Here is a 17,293-nt window from a genome sequence, read left to right on the forward strand (position 1 = left end):
ACGGAACCGTGATCGGCGGGTGAATTCCACGAGTCCGCTGGACGTCCGCTGGGCGATGCCGCGTGGGACCGGTCATGCGCGGCGGCGCGGCGTCCTGGCGATGGCAGCGGCCCCGCGCACCGTGCCGCCGGCCGCCACGATCGCTCGGGCGGCCTCGGCGATCGTCGCCCCGCTCGTCACGATGTCGTCGACGATCACGCAGCTCTCCCCGCGCAAGCGCCGCGACGCGACCATGCTCGCCGCGCGATTGTCCGCGCGCTCCGCGCTCCCGAGCGCCGCCTGATCGGCCGTCTGCCGGGTGAGCCGGAGTGCCCGCCACAGCGGCGGCGCGAGCGCCCGGGAGCGCGTGAGCACCATCCCGGTCGGGTGGTAGCCGCGCCGCCGCCACGCCGCGCGCGTCGACGGGATGAGGACGGGCACGGTGGCGCGTCCACGCGAGCCGGCCGCTGCGGCGAGCGCCGGCCGCAACGCCCGTGCCAGGGCGGGCGCCGCGTCCACCCGGCCGCCGTCCTTGTACGCGAGGAGCACCGTGCGCGGCACATCGTCGTAGTCCAGCCCGGACCACACCTCGACCCCTCGGACGGTATGGGAGCGCACCTCCGGTTCGAGGGCGCGCGTGCAGTCGGCGCAGAGCGACCTGTCGGGGGCCGAGCATCCGGTGCAGCTCACCGGGAGCAGCACTGCGGCGGCGTCCAGGACGGCGTCGCGGATGATCGAGCGGAGGTCGGAGCGGTGGGGTGCGTCGGTGATCGTCATGCGTCCAGCCTCGTCGCGACCGCCCGCGGCCGGGCCGCGCCGGCGCGATCCGTGGACAAGTCGCCGGGCGCCCTCCGCTGTGGAGGAGATCGGCGCTGTGGAGGAAATCAGCGCCGTGGAGGAGATCGGCGCTATGGAGGACGGACCGGCCGCGACGATCAGGGCTGCCCGAGCTGGACCGCGACCGCGCCGACCTTGTCCGTCTGCGTCTGCCAGCCGCTGCCGGTGGGCGCCTGCAGCGTCCCGTCCCCGGCGAGCACCAGGTACCGCGAGAGGCCGCCGGCTCCCACGATCGTCTGCCCGGCCGTCGGGCCCGGGCTGGTCGAGGTGGTGCCGCCGATGGTCTGCTCGGCGATCCCGGTCGCGTCGCCGCTGGTCGAGCTGAGCACCACGACCGTGAGCTCGCCCGTCCACGCGATCGACGCCGGGGTGCCATCGCCGACCGTGAGCTCGATCGGCGCGGTGATCGACGTCGGCAGGCCGTCCGCCCCCCGCACGACGCCCGCCGCGACCACCGCGTAGCCGGACGCCGTGCGCAGGATCGCCACCACTCTCGTCCCGTCCCGGGAGACCGCCAGCGCGACGATGCCGACCGCGCCCGGCCAGGCCACCTTCACAGCGTGTGGCTGGCCGTTGGCGCCCGCGACCTGCAGCGCGTCCGGGGACGCCGCCGGCACGCTCCACAACCAGCCCTGGTTGTCCAGCGCCGGGGCGATGAGGCCGGGACGGATGTCGACGTGCACCGGATCGCCGGACTTCCGCACGAGCACGGCGGCGCCGTGGGACAGCACCGCGACCTCGTCCCGAGCCGCGTTCACCGTCGCCGCGGAGGGAGCCAGCGCCACGACCTTGTCGCTGAGCCCGCTCAGCGGCGAGATGGTCGAGCCGTTGAGGAGGCCGAACGACTCCCCCCGATAGACCACGGCGTGCGAGTCCACCGGCGGGTCCTGCTGCGGGACCGCTCCGTCCGGGAGCGGCGGCACCTGCTGCTGATTCCCCTCGATCGAGAGCTGCACCGACGACGCCAGCGAGCCGAGGCTCTGCTGGAGCTGGAGCTGCATCCTCTGCAGCTGGAGCTGATTCGCCTGGCTCGCCTCCGAGCTCAGGTCGACGTGCGCGGTGCCGTTCGACGTCGTGACGGACGGCACCGCGAGCTGCGTCCCCTCGGGGAAGGCGCTCGTCACAGCCCCGGCGAGCCATTTCGCCGGCCCGGCGAGGACGGCGCTCGCCACGCGCGTCGCCGCCGTCGCGACGCGGGCGGGGAACCAGCGGGCGTCCGGCACGAGGTAGGAGTAGTCCGCGTTGTAGAAGTAGAGCGTCTGCTGGCTGTAGACGGCGCGGAAGGTCGGGTCGTCGATGACCACGCCGGCGGGCGCCACCGAGATGCGCCACTGCCCGTCCTCTTTGGTCACCTCGTAGCTGAGACCGACCGGCGCCTTGCTCGCCACCGGGTGGTAGCTGCCTGCGCTGTCCACGTTGGCGACCGGGCTGACGTCCACCGACCACTGGTTCCCGTTGTGGTCGAAGGTGCGGCTGCGGCCGTCGTCCACGGTGACAGACTCGTCCGGGTTCCAGGAGGACGCCATAGACCGGGTGAGGTACTCCCGGGCGATGCCGAAGTTGTTCTTCGGGCTGGAGGCCGCGTCGATGAAGCCCTGCACGATCCGCTGCGGGGTCGCGCCGTTCTCGGGCGGCGACGGGTTGAAGTCGAGGTCGAGCTGGTCGTTGACCTGGGCGACGGGACCGCCCTGGCGCACGGGGCCCGCGTCCGGGATGCTCGCGCACGCTGCCAGCACCAGCGCGAGCGCCACGGCGAGCGCGGCGCCGAGGCGGCGGGACGTCCTCCGGATCATGCGCGGGCCTCGCTCTCCGGCCGGGGCGCAGCGGTGGGAGCCTCCGGACGCGCCGGCTTCGTCCCGGCGTCGACGGGAGGCAGCGGGAGCGGCGAGGCGATGATGCCCTTGCCCGTGAACCGCGGGAGGGTCAGCCGGAAGCACGAGCCCTGCCCGGGCATCGACCAGACCTGGAGCCAGCCCGAGTGCAGCGTGGCGTCCTCCAGCGAGATCGCGAGGCCGAGGCCCGTCCCGCCGAGAGTGCGCTTGCGGGACGGGTCCGCGCGCCAGAACCGGTCGAACACGTGGTTCACGTCCTGCTGACTCATGCCAATGCCATAGTCGCGGACCGCGAGCGCCACCGCGGTCTCGTTGCTGTCGACCGTGACCACCACCGGTGCGCCCTCGCCGTGCTCGATCGCGTTGCCAATGAGGTTGCGCACGACGCGCCGGATGCGCCGCGGGTCCATGCCCACGTCGAAATAACCCCCGGGCGCCTCCAGCCGGAGCTCGGAGCCGTTCTGCTCGGCGAGCGTGCGGAGCTCGTCGACGACCTCCTCGGCCAGCCGCACCAGGTTGGTGGGCTCCGGGTCGAGCGCGACGGACCCGGCGTCGTACCGGCTGATCTCCAGCAGATCGGAGAGCAGCCGATCGAACCGCTCGATCTGGGTGTGCAGCAGCTCGGCCGTGCGGGAGGTCGCGGGCGGGAACGAGCCGCGCTGGTCGTAGATGACATCGCCCGCCAGCCGGATCGTGGTCAGCGGAGTCCGCAGCTCGTGCGAGACGTCCGACACGAACCGCTGCTGTAGTTGGGACAGCGTCGCGAGCTGGTTGATCTGGCTCTGCATGCTGTCCGCCATCCCGTTGAACGAGCGGGCGAGCGACGCGAACACGTCCTCGCCTTTCTCCGGGATGCGCACCGCGAGGTCACCGGCGGCGAGCCGTTCGCTGGTCCGCGCGGCGACCCGGATCGGCTCGACCACGAAGCGCACGATCAGCCAGGTGATCGCGCCGATGAGGACGATGAGCGCCAGCCCGGCGAGCAGCAGGGTGTTCTGGACGAACAGCAGGGTGTTCTGCGAGTCGCGCAGGTTGTAGCCGATGTAGAGCTCGTAACGGCCGTACGACGGCAACGTGAGCTGGGTGCCGACCACGATCCCGGGGTCCGTGGAGTCGGCGGTCGCCGGCAGCGCGACCGACTGGTAGAACTGCTTGGTCCCGCCGTTCTCCACCGCCGTCCGGAGCTGGGGCGAGATCACCGGGTTGAGCGCCGGGCTGCCGCGGTCGGGCGGTGCGAGCACGCTGGTGTCCTGGCCGGGGACGCGGTAGGCCGCGATCAGCCGGCTGGAGGTGGAGGCCTGAACGGACTGCAGCGTGGAGTTGAGCAGGTTCTTGCCGCCGTCCCCCGACGAGATGTCGGACGCGTTGAGCGTCGACTGGGCGGCGGTCGTGGCCCGGCTGGAGTCCCGGAGCGCCTGGTCGAGGCGGGACTGGTAGAGGTCGTTGCTGATGCTGAGCGCCATGTAGACGCCCGTGACGAGGATGGCTACGCCGGTCAGCAGGAGTGTGATCGCGACTGTGCGCAACTGCAGCGAGCGTCTCCAGAGGCGCGCCAGGTCGGAGGGCAGCTGCCGCCACCACTCCCTGTCCGGCCACCGGAAGCGCATCGCGGAATCCCGGTCAGGTCGCCGCGCCGGCGCGGTAGCCGACCCCGCGCACGGTCATGACGATCTTCGGGTTGTCCGGGTCCTGCTCCACCTTGGCGCGCAGGCGCTGGACGTGCACGTTCACCAGCCGGGTGTCCGCCTTGTAGTGGTAGCCCCAGACCTGCTCGAGCAGCATCTCGCGGGTGAAGACCTGTTGCGGCTTGGACGCCAGGGCGAGCAGGAGGTCGAACTCGAGCGGGGTGAGCGCGATGCGGGAGTCGCCGCGCCGCACCTCGTGGCCGGCCACGTCGACGACCAGGTCCCCGACGCGCAGCTGCTCGGCGGGCGGGCTGGTCGGGGCGGGGCGCAGCCGGGTGCGGATGCGCGCGACCAGCTCCTTGGGGTTGAACGGCTTGACCATGTAGTCGTCGGCGCCGGACTCCAGGCCTTTGACGACGTCGGCGGTGTCGGACTTGGCGGTCAGCATGATGACGGGCGTGCCGGACTCGGCGCGGATGCGGCCGCACACCTCGATGCCGTCGAGTCCCGGCAGCATCAGGTCGAGGAGGACGAGGTCGGGCTTGGCGGCGCGGAAGATGTCGAGCGCCTGGGCGCCGTCCTCGCAGAACACGGGGTCGAATCCCTCGGTGCGGAGCACGATGCCGATCATCTCGGCGAGGGCGGTGTCGTCGTCGACCACCAGGATGCGACTAGTCATGTCCGAAGAATCCCCTGAACCCCTCTCGGGCGGCGCGCGCCGCGGAAGTAACGGGTCAAGCGTAGTCGAGGACGCTGCACGAGCCTTGTATGCCGGCCCGACGCGGGCTGTGGGCACGTCGAGACTGTGGAGAACGGGGTTCTCCACGTGCCCTATGGACGGGGCATCGCTCGCACGGTCGATGTGCCAGCATGGGAGCACTGCACCAGACGGGGGATGAGAGGCACGGCGTGAGCGACGACCAGAGCTGGCGGGCACCCGGGGAGTCCGGGGAGCCGGACGGCCGGGCAACCGAGGCCGACGGCTCCGCGCCTGCGGGGCAGCAGGCGGGCGGGCCCGAGCCGGAGCAGCCGCGGTACGGGGAGTATGCGCCGTGGCAGCCGCAGGACCCGGGACAGCCGCAGCAGCAGGGGTATCCGCAGCAGCAGGGGTATCCGCAGCAGCAGGGCTACCCGCAGCAGCAGGGCTACCCGCAGCAGCAGGGCTACCCGCAGTACGACTACCAGCAGCAGGCCTATCAACAGCAAGCCTGGCAGCAGCAGCAGCCGTACGGGGTCGCGAGCGCGCAGCCCGGCTGGACGCCGCCGCCGAAGCCGGGGCTCATCCCGCTGCGGCCGCTGTCGTTCGGCACCCTCCTCGGCGCCCCGTTCCAGGCGCTGCGCCGCAATCCGAAGATCACCGTCGGCGCGGCGCTCCTGCTCCAGGGCATCCCCGCGATCTTCGTCTCTGCCATCCTCTACGGCGGCATCTACCTCCTCTTCTCGCGGGTCGAGACGGCGAGCGCCGCCGATCGCGGCACGATCTCCGCGGGTGCGGTGGGCGGCAGCATCGTGCTCGGAGTCCTGGTCATCGTCATCTCGGGGATCATCGGCGCGCTGCTCCAGGGTGTGATCGTCGCCGAGGTGTCGCGCGAGACCCTCGGCGAGAAGCTGAACCTGCGCACGCTCTGGCGGCTCATCCGCCCCCGGTTCGGCGCGCTGGTGGGCTGGACGTTCCTGTGGTCGCTGTTCTGGCTGGTCGCCCTCGCGCTGGTGGTCTCGGTCATCGTCGCGCTCGCGATGCTCGGCGGCACCGCCGGCGTCGTCGGCGCGGTGCTCGTGGGAATCGGCGGCAGCCTCGGCCTGTTGGCCGTCTTCATCTGGCTCTACACCAAGCTCTCGATCGTGCCGAGCGCCCTCGTCATCGAGCGGCTTCCGCTCCGCGCCGCCGTCGCGCGCTCCTGGCGGCTCACCACCGGCTACTTCTGGCGCACGTTCGGCGTGCTCGTCCTGCTCTGGCTGATCATCTGGGCCGTGACCCAAGTCATCTCCGTCCCGTTCGCGATCATCGGGGGAATGCTGGGCGGCATCTTCGCGCCGACCTCGCTCAGCACGACGGACCCGAACTCGTTCAGCCAGATCCTGATCGGCCAGCTCGGCGTCAATGCGCTGTCGACGGTCGTCGGCGCGATCGTGGGCGCTATCGGCAGCGTCGTGCAGTGGGGCGCCGTCAGCCTGATCTACATCGACCTGCGGATGCGCAAGGAGGGTCTCGACCTCGAGCTCGCCCGCTTCGTCGAGGCCCGGCAGACCGGTCAGGAGCTGCCGGACCCGTTCACGCAGCCGGGGCCGAGCGCAGCCGCCCCGACTACGGCCTGGCCCGGCACCTGAGCGTGCGCCTCGACATCCCGGTCGATCCGAGCTCGCCGCAGGCGCAGGATTGGATCCGCAACGAGCTCGCCAAGCCGGAGTACCAGGCGGCGAAGCCGACCTGGTTCGACATCGCTTCCAAGGCGGTGCAGGACTGGCTGGCGTCGCTGTTGAACGGTCCGGCCGGGAGCGCCTCGCCCGTACTGCTCATCGTGATCGTGCTGATCGTCGCGGCCATCATCGTGGCCGCGTTCCTCGTGTTCGGCCGGCCTCGGGTCAACCGGCGCGCCGCCTCTGCCCCGCGCGCGCTGTTCGGCGCCGGCGACGCGCGTTCCGCTGACGAGCTGCGGCGGTCGGCAGCCGACGCCGCGCGGGCGGCGGACTGGCCGCTCGCGATCGAGGAGCAGTTCCGCGCCATCGCGGCCGCCCTCGACGAGCGCACCCTGGTGGAGGTCCGTCCCGGCACCACCGCGACCGAGTTCGCCGCCCGGGCCTCCCGCGCGGCGCCCGCCGAGGCGGCCGAGCTGCGCCAGGCCGCGCGGACCTTCGACGAGGTGCGCTACCTCGACCGCCCCGGCTCCGAAGCGGGCTATCGGCACCTCCTCGACCTGGACGGGCGGCTCCAGCGGCTGCGGCCGGTCCAGGAGGCCGCCGAACGGACGACCGGAACCCCCGCATGACCGGAGCGATCGCACCAGAGGCCGAGCGCCCGCCGGCGTCCGGAACCGCCGAGGCGGACGCACCGGCCGTCTCCCCCACCGTCCGTCGCACCGCGCGCCGCGCCGTCCCGTGGCTCGTCGTCGCCGTCATCGCCGCGATCATCGGGCTGGGCGGGGCGCTGCTCAACGGCGGCGGAAGCATCGGCGGCGACCCGCTGAGCGCCGCCAACCCGGGCCCGGTGGGCGGCAAAGCTCTCGCGCAGGTGCTCGGCCAGCAGGGTGTGACCGTGCGGACGGCCGGCACGCTCGACCAGGTGCGCGCCGCCGCCGGAGACGACACCACCGTCCTCGTCTACGACCCAGCGGCCAACCTCGCCCGTGAGGGCTACGAACAACTCAGCTCGATCGCGAGCACGATCGTGCTGGTCGAGCCCGACTTCGCGGCGCTGCAGGCCCTCGCCCCCGGTGTGCACGCGGCGGGCGACCCCGGCTCCACGGCGGCCGCCGGGTGCGACCTCCCCGTCGCCCGGCGCGCCGTCCGGATCGACCCGCGCAGCACGGACAACACCAAGAACGTCGCGTCGCCGGGCAGCTTCCGCGCCACCGGCGACGCCACCGCGTGCTTCCCGGCCTCCGGAGGCCGCGCGTCCCTGGTGCGCACGACCTACGACGGGCGTACCGTCTATCTGCTCGGATCGGCTGCCACCCTCATGAACGACGGGGTCGATCGGCTCGGCAACGCCGCGCTCGGACTCGGCCTCCTCGGCGAGCACCGCACACTGGTGTGGTATCTGCCCGGTCTGCTCGACCGGCCGGTCACCGGGCCGGCCGACCTGGCGACGCTGACTCCCGGCTGGGTGACACCGGTCCTCCTGCTGCTGGTGCTCGTGTTCGTCGCCGCCGCCGTCTGGCGCGGACGCCGCTTCGGGCCCCTCGTGGTCGAGCACCTTCCCGTCGTCGTGCGCGCCGGCGAGACCCGGGAAGGTCGCGCCCGCCTCTACCAGCGGTCGTCGGCGCGGCTGCGCGCCGCCGACGCGCTGCGCATCGGAGCGATCGGCAGGCTGGCGACCCAGGTCGGCCTCCCGCGCGTGGCCACGACCGAGGAGGTCGCCGCCGCCGTCGCCGCGGTCACCGGCCGCGACCACGCCGGCATCCTCTCCCTCCTGCTGGAACAGCGTCCGGCCAGCGACCGGGAGCTCGTCGAGCTCTCCGACCGGCTGGCCGAGCTCGAACGTGCGACGGCCGACGCCGTCTCGCCGCACACTCCACGAACGACCGGAAGAATGGAACCATGACCGACCTCACGACCGGCTCCCACTCGGCCTCGGCAGCACCGGAGGGCGCCACGCCGCCGCCCGCCGCCGGCTCCCCCGATCTGCGGCACGCGCTCGCGCGGGTGCGCGCCGAGGTCGGCAAGGCCGTCGTCGGCCAGGACGGCGCGGTGACCGGCCTGATCATCGCGCTGCTCGCGCGCGGCCACGTCCTCCTGGAAGGGGTGCCCGGAGTCGCCAAGACCCTGCTCGTTCGCTCGCTCAGCCAGGCGCTGAGCCTGTCGACCACGCGCATCCAGTTCACCCCTGACCTGATGCCGGGCGACGTCACCGGATCGCTCGTCTACGACGCGCAGACCGGCGGTTTCGTGTTCCGCGAGGGCCCGGTGTTCACGAACATCCTGCTGGCGGACGAGATCAACCGCACGCCGCCGAAGACGCAATCCGCGCTGCTGGAGGCGATGGAGGAGCGTCAGGTCAGCGTCGACGGCGTGAGCCGCCGGCTCCCCGACCCGTTCATCGTCGCGGCCACGCAGAACCCGATCGAGTACGAAGGCACATACACCCTCCCGGAGGCTCAGCTCGACCGGTTCCTGCTCAAGCTCACGCTCGACGTGCCGGAACGCGAGGCCGAGGTGGAGGTGCTGCGCCGCCACGCGGCCGGGTTCAACCCGCGCGACCTCGCCGGCGCGGGCGTGACACCGGTGCTCGACGCCCGGCAGCTCGAGTCCGCCCGCGCGGCTGCCGCCGCGGTGGGCGCGAACCCGGACGTGCTCGCCTACATCGTCGACCTGGCCCGCGCCACCCGGCGCAGCCCGTCCGTGCGGCTCGGCGTCAGCCCCCGCGGCACGACCGCCCTGCTCGCTGCTGCCAAGGCGTGGGCGTGGCTCTCGGGCTACGACTCGATCACGCCCGACCACGTCCAGGCGATGCTTGTGCCGGTCTGGCGGCACCGCATCCAGCTCCGTCCGGAGGCGGAGCTGGAGGGCGTGGGCGCCGACGCCGTGCTGCGCTCGATCGTGCAGCAGGTCCAGGTCCCGATCTAGGCCTCCGCCGATGACCGTGTCCGGACGTTTCGTCGCCCTGCTCGCGCTGGGCGCCGTCCCCGTCGTGCTCCTCGGTGGCGAGGCGGGATTCGCCTATGCCGCGTTGGGCGGCTGGGTGCTGCTGTGCCTGGCGCTGGGGTCGGTCGACCTGGCGCTGGCCGCCTCCCCGCGCCGGCTGCGGCTGAGCCGGGAGCTGCCGATGCGCGTGCGCCTCGGCGCGGAGGCCGCGAGCGAGCTGTTCGTGACGAACACGGGCGCCCGCACACTGCACGGCGTGCTCCGCGACGCCTGGGAGCCGTCGGCCGGGGCCGCGCCGACGCGGACCGCGATCGATGTCCCGCCGGGCGAGCGCCGCCGCGTCGTGGTGACGCTGACGCCGTGGCGGCGCGGCGAGCGCCGGGTCGAGCAGGTCACCGTGCGCGCCCGGGGCCCGCTCGGCCTTTGGGCGCGGCAGGCGACGCTGTCCGCCCCCGGCCGGATCCGCGTGCTGCCGCCGTTCAACGCCCGCAAGCACCTGCCGTCCCGGCTGGCGCGCCTCCGCGAGCTGGAGGGCGAGACGAGCGTCATGCTGCGCGGCCAGGGCACGGAGTTCGACTCGCTGCGCGAATACGTGCGCGGCGACGACGTGCGCTCGATCGACTGGCGGGCGACCGCCCGGCGGCACGACCCGACCGGTGGCCGCGGCGCGCGGGTGATGGTCCGCACCTGGCGGCCGGAGCGGGACCGCCGTGTCGTCCTGGTGATCGACACCGCCCGCACCTCGGCGGCGCGCATCGCGGACGAGCCGCGCATCGACACCGCGTTCGAGGCGTCCCTGCTGCTCGCCGCGCTCGCCTCCCGCGCGGGCGACCGTGTCGACCTGCTCGCGTACGACCGGGTCGTCCGCGGACGGGTCCAGGGGGCGGCGGGCGCCGAGCTGCTCTCCCGGATGGTGGACACGATGGCGGGCATCGAGCCGGCCCTGATCGAGATGGACTGGTCGGCCGTGCCCGCACAGGTCGGCGCGCTCACGAGCCAGCGCTCGCTCGTCGTGCTGCTGACGTCGCTCGACGCGCCGGGAGGTTCCCGCGGCCTCCTCTCGGTGCTGCCGCAGCTCACCCGGAAGCACGTCGTGCTGGTGGCGAGCGTGACCGACCCCGACACGGAGTCCGCGACGACGCAGCGCACTCGGCGAGAGGACGTCTACCGGGCCGCGGCGGCCGAACGGGCGCTGCTCGACGTGGCGCGCGTGTCGGCCGCGGTGCGGCGCCTCGGCGGCGAGGTGGTCACGGGGTCCCCCGCCGACCTCCCGCCCGCCCTCGCCGACCGCTACCTCGCCCTGAAGGCCGCCGGCCGGCTCTGACCGCCGCCGGCGCATTCGTGACGAATGTCGGGAGGCTCAGCCGGCGACGACGCGGCGGTCGCCCGCCTCGAACTCGGTGAGGTCGCCGGTCTCGCCGGCGCGCACGGCCCGGCGGCCGACGAACAGCATGTAGAAGAGGTAGAGCGCGAGCGCGAGCGCTCCGATCGCGATCTTCAGCCACACCGGCAGCGCCGACGGCGTCACGAAGCCTTCGATCAGGCCGGAGACGAACAGGCTGATCACGCAGCCGATCGCGATCGTGAACAGCGCGCGGCCGTCCTCGGCGAGCGCCTGCCCGCGCGTCCGCGCCCCCGGCGCGATCCACGCCCAGAAGATGCGCAGGCCCGCCGCGGCGGCGACGAACACGCTGGTGAGCTCGAGGAGTCCGTGCGGAAGGATGTACGAGAACAGCACGTCGCCGCGACCGTAGGCGAACATGACGCCCGCCGCCGTGCCGATCCCGACCGCGTTCTGGAGGAGCGCGTACGGCACCCACAGCCCGGTGATCCCGAACGCGATGCACTGCGCGGCGATCCAGGCGTTATTCGTCCACACCTGTCCCGCGAAGGACGCAGCCGGGTTGTTCGAGTAGTAGTCGACGAAGGAGTGGTTCACGTACTGCTTGAGGGCTGCGTCGTCGCCGAGGTTGCGGAGCACCTGCGGGTTGCCGGTGATCCACAGCGCGTACAGCGTCGAGACGATCAGCGTCGCGACCGCGACCCCCAGCACCACCCAGCGGATCCGGTAGAGCGCTGCGGGAAGCTGCAGGGCGAAGAAGCGCGGGATCTGCGAGAACAGGTTCGAGCCGGCGCCGGTGAAGCGCAGCCGTGCCGAGGCGAGCGTGACCGACAGCCGGTCGCCCACCGCGGTCGAGCCTGCGCTGGTCTGGATGGCCGACAGGTCCGCCGCGCCGGACTGGTACAGGTCGATCAGCTCGTCGGCCTCGCGGCCGTCCAAGCGACGACGCCCGGCCAGCCGGGAGAGCCTCTCCCAGTCGGCGGCGTGCGCGGCAGTGTATGCGTCGAGATCCATCTGCTTGAATGATAGCCATGACGGCATCCGCGCCTCTCCTCCCGAGTGGGGGTCTCCCGAATGCGGGCGGCCCAGCGGGCACGGCGCCCGAACGCGAACTGGTCACCGGCGAGGCCGTCACCCTGGACGTCAAGCCCGCGAGCTACATCCTCCGTGCGGCCGGGACGATCATCGACTGGCTGTTCTCGATGCTGGTCATGCTCGGGCTGATCCTGCTCCTGGTGGGCACCGGCGGCGGGCTCGACCAGGCCCTCCTGCGCGCGCTGATCATCCTCATCCTGGTGTTCGGGATGGTGATCCTGCCGACCGGGATGGAGCTGCTGACCAGGGGGCGTTCACTCGGCAGGCTCGCGGTCGGCGCCCGCATCGTGCGCGACGACGGCGGTGCGACCGGCTTCCGGCACGCGTTCATCCGCGCCCTCGTCGGTGTGCTCGAGATCTATCTGAGCTTCGGTGGGATCGCCGCGCTCACCGGCCTCCTCAACTCCCGCTCCAAGCGCCTGGGCGATCTGCTGGCGGGAACCTACAGCCAGCTGGAGCGCGTTCCGCGCCCGCAGCCGCTCACGCTGTATCTGCCGCCGCAGCTGGCCGCCTGGGCGGTCAACGCCGACGTCGGCAGACTGCCCGACCGGCTCTCCCGCCGGATCGCGCAATTCGTGCGCCAGGCCCCGCAGCTCACCGCCGCGGCCCGGTACGGGCTGAGCACCGAGCTGGCCCGCGAGGCGGCGGCTTATGTGTCGCCGCTGCCGCCGGTCGACGCCGAGTCGTTCCTCGTCGCGGTGGCCGTGCTCCGCCGCCAGCGGGACGCCGCCGGCCTGGCGCTGGAGGCCGAGCGGCTGCGGCGCTTGGAGCCGGTGCTCGACGCGCTGCCGCACTCGTTCCCCGACCGGTGATCCGGCCGACCCCTCAGACCTCAGGAGCGCCGATGACCGAGTACCGTGCCCACTTCGACGCGAGCGTGTCGTTCGTCAACGGCGGCGGCCTGACGGCGGAGGGCTTCCGGCTCGACGTCCCCTCGGAGTCGATCGGCGAGGCGGAGGTCGCCGAGCTCTTCGTTCGCCACCTCGGTCTGGCCCTCGTCGGCGCCGTCGAACTGCGGGACCTGCGGATCGTGCCGGAGCCGCACCGGGGCAGCCGCGGGATGGCCGAGCCGGCCTCGCAGGACGCCTCCTCGCGCCGCGTGGTCGACCTCAGCCACCCCATCCGCGCCGGACTGGTCACCTACCCCGGCCTGCCCGCGCCGGTCATCACCCCGCACCTCACCCGCGAGGCCTCCCGCGAGCGCTACGCTCCCGGGACCGAGTTCGCGATGGATGTCATCACGATGATCGGCAACACCGGCACCTACCTCGACAGCCCGTACCACCGCTACGCGGACGGCGGCGACCTCGCCTCGCTCGACCTCGCGACCCTGGTCGGACTGCCCGCCGAGGTCTTCCACCTGGCGGACGCGACCGAGCGCGGCATCCCGGCCTCGGTGTTCTTCGACCGCGACCTGACCGGCACGGCCGTCCTGTTGCACACCGGCTGGGACACCCGGTTCGGGACGCCCGCCTACGCGTCGGGCGCGCCGTACCTGACCGAGGCCGGCGCGCAGCACCTGGCCGACGCGGGCGTGACGCTGGTCGGCATCGACTCCCTGAACATCGACGACACCGAGAGCGGCGGCTCGCGCCCGGCGCACAGCATCCTCCTGGCGCACAGCATCCACGTCGTGGAGCACCTGACCCGGCTGGGCGGCCTCCCCGCCCGCGGCGCGCGCTTCACGGCGGCGCCGCCGGCCGTGGAAGGGTTCGGAACGTTCCCGGTGCGGGCGTTCGCGGAGGTGTGAGCCTCGCGCGCCGCGACTCAGTCGTGCAGGATCTTCTGGAACAGCACGTGGTCCTGCCAGCGCCCCGCGATCTTCAGGTAGTTCGGCGCGACGCCGATCCGCTCGAAGCCCGCTCGGGTGAGCACCGACTGCGAGGCGTGGTTGGCCAGCAGCGTCGCCGCCTGCACGCGGTGCAGCCCGTAGTCGTCGCGGGCCGCGTCGACCAGCGCCGCCAGCGCCACCGACGCCAGGCCGCGGCCGGTGTGGCCGCGGTCGAGCCAGTAGCCGACCATCGCGCTCTGGAAGGCCCCCCTGACGATGTTGCTGAGGTCCATCCCTCCGGCGATCTCGTCCCCGTCCACGATCACCAGCGGCACGGCCGTCTCCAGCGAGCGGAGCGCCAGCAGCTCCAGAGTGCGGGTGCGCTGGCCGGCCTCGGTGAAGAACTCCTCCGAGCGCGTCGGATCCCACGGTGCCAGGTGGCCCCGGTTGCGGAGGTACGCGGCGGCGAGCGCCGCGGCGTCCTCCTCCCGGCGCAGGCGCAGGAGAAGGCCGCCGGGGAGCTCCCGGTCTGCGAAGTCGAGCGCCATCAGTAGCGGTAGTGGTCGACTTTGTACGGGCCGTCGACCGGAACGCCGATGTAGGCGGCCTGCTCGTCCGTGAGGGTGGTGAGCTGGACTCCGAGCGCGGCCAGGTGGAGGCGCGCGACCTTCTCGTCCAGGTGCTTCGGCAGCACGTAGACGCCGACCGGGTAGTTCTCGGTCGAGACGAAGAGTTCGAGCTGGGCGAGCACCTGGTTGGCGAACGAGTTGCTCATCACGAAGCTCGGGTGGCCGGTGGCGTTGCCGAGGTTCATCAGGCGGCCCTCGGACAGCACCAGGACGCTGCGGCCGTTCGGCAGCCGCCACTCGTGCACCTGCGGCTTGATCTCCACCTTCTCGGCGCCGGGCAGCGCCTCCAGCGAGGCCATGTCGATCTCGTTGTCGAAGTGGCCGACGTTGGCGATCACGGCCAGGTGCTTCATCGCGAGGATGTGGTCGAGCGTGACGACGTTGACGTTGCCCGTGCCGGTGATGAGGATGTCCACCTGGTCGATGACGGACTCCAGCGTGGTCACCTGGAAGCCGTCCATCGCCGCCTGGAGGGCGTTGATCGGGTCGACCTCGCTGACGATGACGCGCGCGCCCTGGCCACGCAGAGCCTCCGCGGCGCCCTTGCCGACGTCGCCGTAGCCGGCGACGAACGCGACCTTGCCGCCCATGAGCACGTCGGTAGCGCGGTTGAGACCGTCCGGCAGCGAGTGGCGGATGCCGTACTTGTTGTCGAACTTGCTCTTGGTGACCGAGTCGTTGACGTTGATCGCCGGGAACAGCAGTTCGCCGTGCTTGGCCAGCTCGTACAGGCGGTGCACACCGGTCGTGGTCTCCTCGGTGACGCCGAGGATGCCGTCCGCGATGCGCGTCCAGCGGTCGGGCGAGGCGGCGAGGGAGGCGCGCAGCGCGGCGAGGATGACGCGGTACTCGTGGCTGTCGCCCTCGGCGTCGTCCGGCACGGCGCCGGCGAGTTCGAACTCGCGGCCCTTGTGCACCAGAAGGGTGGCGTCGCCGCCGTCGTCGAGGATGAGGTTGGGGCCGGTCCAGTCGGCGCCGGCGGCCGTGGCCTCCGCGCTCCAGTCGAAGATCTGCTGGGTGCACCACCAGTACTCTTCGAGCGTCTCGCCCTTCCACGCGAAGACCGGGACGCCGGCGGGCGCCTGGGGCGTGCCGTCCGGGCCGACCGCGATGGCCGCGGCAGCCTCGTCCTGGGTGGAGAAGATGTTGCAGCTCGCCCAGCGCACCTGCGCGCCCAGGGCCACCAGGGTCTCGATCAGCACGGCGGTCTGCACGGTCATGTGCAGGGAGCCGGCGATGCGGGCGCCGGCGAGCGGCTGGGAGGCGCCGAACTCTTCGCGGAGGGCCATCAGGCCCGGCATCTCGTTCTCGGCGAGCCGGATCTGGTGCCGTCCCGCCTCGGCGAGCGAGAGATCGGCGACGCGGAAGGGCAGGGACGTGTCAGTGACGGCAGAAGGCATGGGGTTATTCTCCCATGCCCTAACGCCGGCGGTAGGCCTACTCGGCTCGAATGAGCGCCAGCACCTCGTCGCGGATGCGCGTCATGGTGGGAGCGTCTGCGGCCTCCACGTTGAGGCGCAGCAGCGGCTCGGTGTTGGACGGGCGCACCGAGAACCACCAGAACGGCTCGGTCTCGTCGGTGTAGCCGGTGACCGTGAGGCCGTCCAGCTCGTCGAACTCCGCGCGGCCGGTGAACGCCTCCACGACCCGCGCGTAGGCGGCCGGGACGTCCTCGACCGTCGAGTTGATCTCGCCGGACTGCGAGTACGGCGAGTAGACCGCCGCCAGCTCGGACAGCGGCCGCTCCTGCGCGCCGAACTCGGCCAGCATGTGCATCGCGGCCAGCATGCCGTTGTCGGCGCTCCAGAAGTCGCGGAAGTAGTAGTGAGCCGAGTGCTCGCCGCCGAAAACCGCTCCGGTCTCGCGCATGGCCGCTTTGATCAGCGAGTGGCCGACGCGCGTGCGGTGCGGCACTGCGCCGGCGGCCTCGATCGTCTCCGGCACGATGTTGGAGGTGATCAGGTTGTGGATGACCGTGATCGGGGCCTCCGGGTCCTCCGCGCGGGCCCGCTCGATCTCGCGGAGGGCGACGATCGCGGCCACCGCGGACGGCGACACCGCCCCGCCGGTCTCGTCCACGACGAAGCAGCGGTCCGCGTCGCCGTCGAAGGCGAGGCCGAGGTCGGCGCCGTGCTCCACGACCGCCGCCTGCAGGTCGACCAGGTTCGCCGGCTCCAGCGGGTTCGCCTCGTGGTTCGGGAAGCTGCCGTCGAGCTCGAAGTACAGCGGGATGATCTCGATGGGCAGAGCGGGCAGCCCTGCGGCCTCGCCGAGCACCGCGGGGACGGTCAGACCGCCCATGCCGTTGCCCGCGTCCACGACGATCCTGACCGGGCGGATGCCGCTCAGATCGACCAGGCCGCGCAGGTACGCGGCGTAGTCCGTCAGGACGTCCTGCTCGCGGTACGAACCGGGCTCGGCCACGGGCTCGAGCCCTTCGGCGAGGTAGACGGCCGCACGGTCGCGGATGGCGGCGAGGCCGGTGTCCCAGCTGAGGCCTTGCGCGCCGGCGCGGGAGAGCTTGATGCCGTTGTAGGTGGCGGGGTTGTGGCTCGCGGTGAACATCGCGGCTGGCGCCTGCAGGGCGCCGGACGCGAAGTAGGACTCGTCGGTGGAGCAGAGCCCGATCGACACGACGTCCGCCCCGCGGGCCTGAGCGCCGCGCGCGAAGGCGGCGGCGAACTCCGGCGAGGAGTCGCGCATGTCGTGGCCGACCACGACCTCCGACCCCGCTGCGCCGATCTCGTCCACGAACGCCGCGGCGATCGCGGTCACGATCTCGGGGGTCAGGCCGCTGCCGACCAGTCCGCGCACATCGTAGGTCTTGATGACCCGGGAGAGGGCGTCGCGATAGTCGTCGATCGAGTCAGTTGAGTGCACCC

General features: G+C 72.5%; 15 protein-coding genes. 7 read left to right on the top strand and 8 right to left on the bottom strand.

The features are described from left to right. Positions 1-72: 72 nt before the first annotated feature. The 4 genes from AC1ROW_RS06530 to mtrA all read right to left on the bottom strand — a co-directional run bounded on the left by AC1ROW_RS06530 (position 73) and on the right by mtrA (position 4,952). The gene (locus AC1ROW_RS06530) at positions 73-756 is read right to left on the bottom strand and encodes a ComF family protein (RefSeq protein ID WP_493018023.1); all 684 of its coding nucleotides are present in this window, start codon (positions 754-756) and stop codon (positions 73-75) included. Between the two features lie 158 nt (positions 757-914). After that, positions 915-2,609: an LpqB family beta-propeller domain-containing protein gene (locus AC1ROW_RS06535; RefSeq protein ID WP_493018024.1), complete on the bottom strand. Its 1,695-nt coding sequence runs from the start codon at positions 2,607-2,609 to the stop codon at positions 915-917. After that, positions 2,606-4,255, bottom strand: a complete 1,650-nt coding sequence (gene mtrB / locus AC1ROW_RS06540; protein WP_493018025.1) for an MtrAB system histidine kinase MtrB — start codon at positions 4,253-4,255, stop codon at positions 2,606-2,608. The genes AC1ROW_RS06535 and mtrB overlap by 4 nt, the downstream gene beginning before the upstream one ends. Before the next feature lie 13 nt (positions 4,256-4,268). Further along, the gene (gene mtrA / locus AC1ROW_RS06545) at positions 4,269-4,952 is read right to left on the bottom strand and encodes an MtrAB system response regulator MtrA (RefSeq protein ID WP_179607562.1); all 684 of its coding nucleotides are present in this window, start codon (positions 4,950-4,952) and stop codon (positions 4,269-4,271) included. 230 nt (positions 4,953-5,182) lie between these two features. On the opposite strand from mtrA, the gene AC1ROW_RS06550 reads away from it, so the two are divergent. The 5 genes from AC1ROW_RS06550 to AC1ROW_RS06570 are packed head-to-tail and all read left to right on the top strand — an operon-like array spanning position 5,183 to position 10,898. Next, positions 5,183-6,601 (top strand): DUF7847 domain-containing protein, encoded by a 1,419-nt coding sequence (locus tag AC1ROW_RS06550; protein ID WP_493018026.1) that lies wholly within the window; start codon positions 5,183-5,185, stop codon positions 6,599-6,601. A gap of 2 nt (positions 6,602-6,603) precedes the next feature. After that, positions 6,604-7,260: a DUF4129 domain-containing protein gene (locus tag AC1ROW_RS06555; RefSeq protein WP_493018027.1), complete on the top strand. Its 657-nt coding sequence runs from the start codon at positions 6,604-6,606 to the stop codon at positions 7,258-7,260. After that, positions 7,257-8,534: a DUF4350 domain-containing protein gene (locus tag AC1ROW_RS06560; protein WP_493018028.1), complete on the top strand. Its 1,278-nt coding sequence runs from the start codon at positions 7,257-7,259 to the stop codon at positions 8,532-8,534. Before AC1ROW_RS06555 ends, AC1ROW_RS06560 begins: the two co-directional genes overlap by 4 nt. Beyond that, on the top strand, positions 8,531-9,556 hold the full coding sequence (locus AC1ROW_RS06565) for an AAA family ATPase (RefSeq protein ID WP_493018029.1): 1,026 nt from the start codon (positions 8,531-8,533) through the stop codon (positions 9,554-9,556). Before AC1ROW_RS06560 ends, AC1ROW_RS06565 begins: the two co-directional genes overlap by 4 nt. 10 nt (positions 9,557-9,566) lie before the next feature. Further along, a complete protein-coding gene (locus AC1ROW_RS06570) occupies positions 9,567-10,898 on the top strand; it encodes a DUF58 domain-containing protein (RefSeq protein WP_493018030.1) in 1,332 nt (443 codons plus the stop codon). A gap of 36 nt (positions 10,899-10,934) precedes the next feature. On the opposite strand, the gene AC1ROW_RS06575 is transcribed toward AC1ROW_RS06570, so the two are convergent. Then, entirely contained in the window at positions 10,935-11,930 is a 996-nt protein-coding gene (locus AC1ROW_RS06575; protein ID WP_493018031.1) for a stage II sporulation protein M, read from the bottom strand. 17 nt (positions 11,931-11,947) lie between these two features. On the opposite strand from AC1ROW_RS06575, the gene AC1ROW_RS06580 reads away from it, so the two are divergent. Next, positions 11,948-12,823: an RDD family protein gene (locus AC1ROW_RS06580; protein WP_493018032.1), complete on the top strand. Its 876-nt coding sequence runs from the start codon at positions 11,948-11,950 to the stop codon at positions 12,821-12,823. A 32-nt stretch (positions 12,824-12,855) separates the two neighbouring features. Continuing rightward, the gene (locus AC1ROW_RS06585; RefSeq protein ID WP_493018033.1) at positions 12,856-13,761 is read left to right on the top strand and encodes a cyclase family protein; all 906 of its coding nucleotides are present in this window, start codon (positions 12,856-12,858) and stop codon (positions 13,759-13,761) included. 17 nt (positions 13,762-13,778) lie between these two features. Here AC1ROW_RS06585 and AC1ROW_RS06590 read toward each other — a convergent pair whose 3' ends face one another. From AC1ROW_RS06590 to AC1ROW_RS06600, 3 genes are read right to left on the bottom strand one after another with little or no spacing between them, the layout of a single operon-like run. Next, on the bottom strand, positions 13,779-14,330 hold the full coding sequence (locus tag AC1ROW_RS06590) for a GNAT family N-acetyltransferase (protein WP_493018034.1): 552 nt from the start codon (positions 14,328-14,330) through the stop codon (positions 13,779-13,781). After that, positions 14,330-15,811, bottom strand: a complete 1,482-nt coding sequence (gene ahcY, locus AC1ROW_RS06595) for an adenosylhomocysteinase (protein ID WP_493018035.1) — start codon at positions 15,809-15,811, stop codon at positions 14,330-14,332. Before ahcY ends, AC1ROW_RS06590 begins: the two co-directional genes overlap by 1 nt. A 37-nt stretch (positions 15,812-15,848) precedes the next feature. Next, positions 15,849-17,291, bottom strand: a complete 1,443-nt coding sequence (locus AC1ROW_RS06600; protein ID WP_493018036.1) for a phosphomannomutase/phosphoglucomutase — start codon at positions 17,289-17,291, stop codon at positions 15,849-15,851. Between the last annotated feature and the right edge of the window lie 2 nt (positions 17,292-17,293).

It is taken from the genome of Leifsonia sp. GW821-FHT13C09 (assembly GCF_058806435.1).

Coding starts and splice junctions, on each gene's coding strand:
- AC1ROW_RS06530 (WP_493018023.1), bottom strand. CDS start 756: ATGACGATCACCGACGCACCCCACCGCTCCGACCTCCGCTCGATCATC.
- AC1ROW_RS06535 (WP_493018024.1), bottom strand. CDS start 2,609: ATGATCCGGAGGACGTCCCGCCGCCTCGGCGCCGCGCTCGCCGTGGCG.
- mtrB (WP_493018025.1), bottom strand. CDS start 4,255: ATGCGCTTCCGGTGGCCGGACAGGGAGTGGTGGCGGCAGCTGCCCTCC.
- mtrA (WP_179607562.1), bottom strand. CDS start 4,952: ATGACTAGTCGCATCCTGGTGGTCGACGACGACACCGCCCTCGCCGAG.
- AC1ROW_RS06560 (WP_493018028.1), top strand. CDS start 7,257: ATGACCGGAGCGATCGCACCAGAGGCCGAGCGCCCGCCGGCGTCCGGA.
- AC1ROW_RS06565 (WP_493018029.1), top strand. CDS start 8,531: ATGACCGACCTCACGACCGGCTCCCACTCGGCCTCGGCAGCACCGGAG.
- AC1ROW_RS06570 (WP_493018030.1), top strand. CDS start 9,567: ATGACCGTGTCCGGACGTTTCGTCGCCCTGCTCGCGCTGGGCGCCGTC.
- AC1ROW_RS06575 (WP_493018031.1), bottom strand. CDS start 11,930: ATGGATCTCGACGCATACACTGCCGCGCACGCCGCCGACTGGGAGAGG.
- AC1ROW_RS06580 (WP_493018032.1), top strand. CDS start 11,948: ATGACGGCATCCGCGCCTCTCCTCCCGAGTGGGGGTCTCCCGAATGCG.
- AC1ROW_RS06585 (WP_493018033.1), top strand. CDS start 12,856: ATGACCGAGTACCGTGCCCACTTCGACGCGAGCGTGTCGTTCGTCAAC.
- AC1ROW_RS06590 (WP_493018034.1), bottom strand. CDS start 14,330: ATGGCGCTCGACTTCGCAGACCGGGAGCTCCCCGGCGGCCTTCTCCTG.
- ahcY (WP_493018035.1), bottom strand. CDS start 15,811: ATGCCTTCTGCCGTCACTGACACGTCCCTGCCCTTCCGCGTCGCCGAT.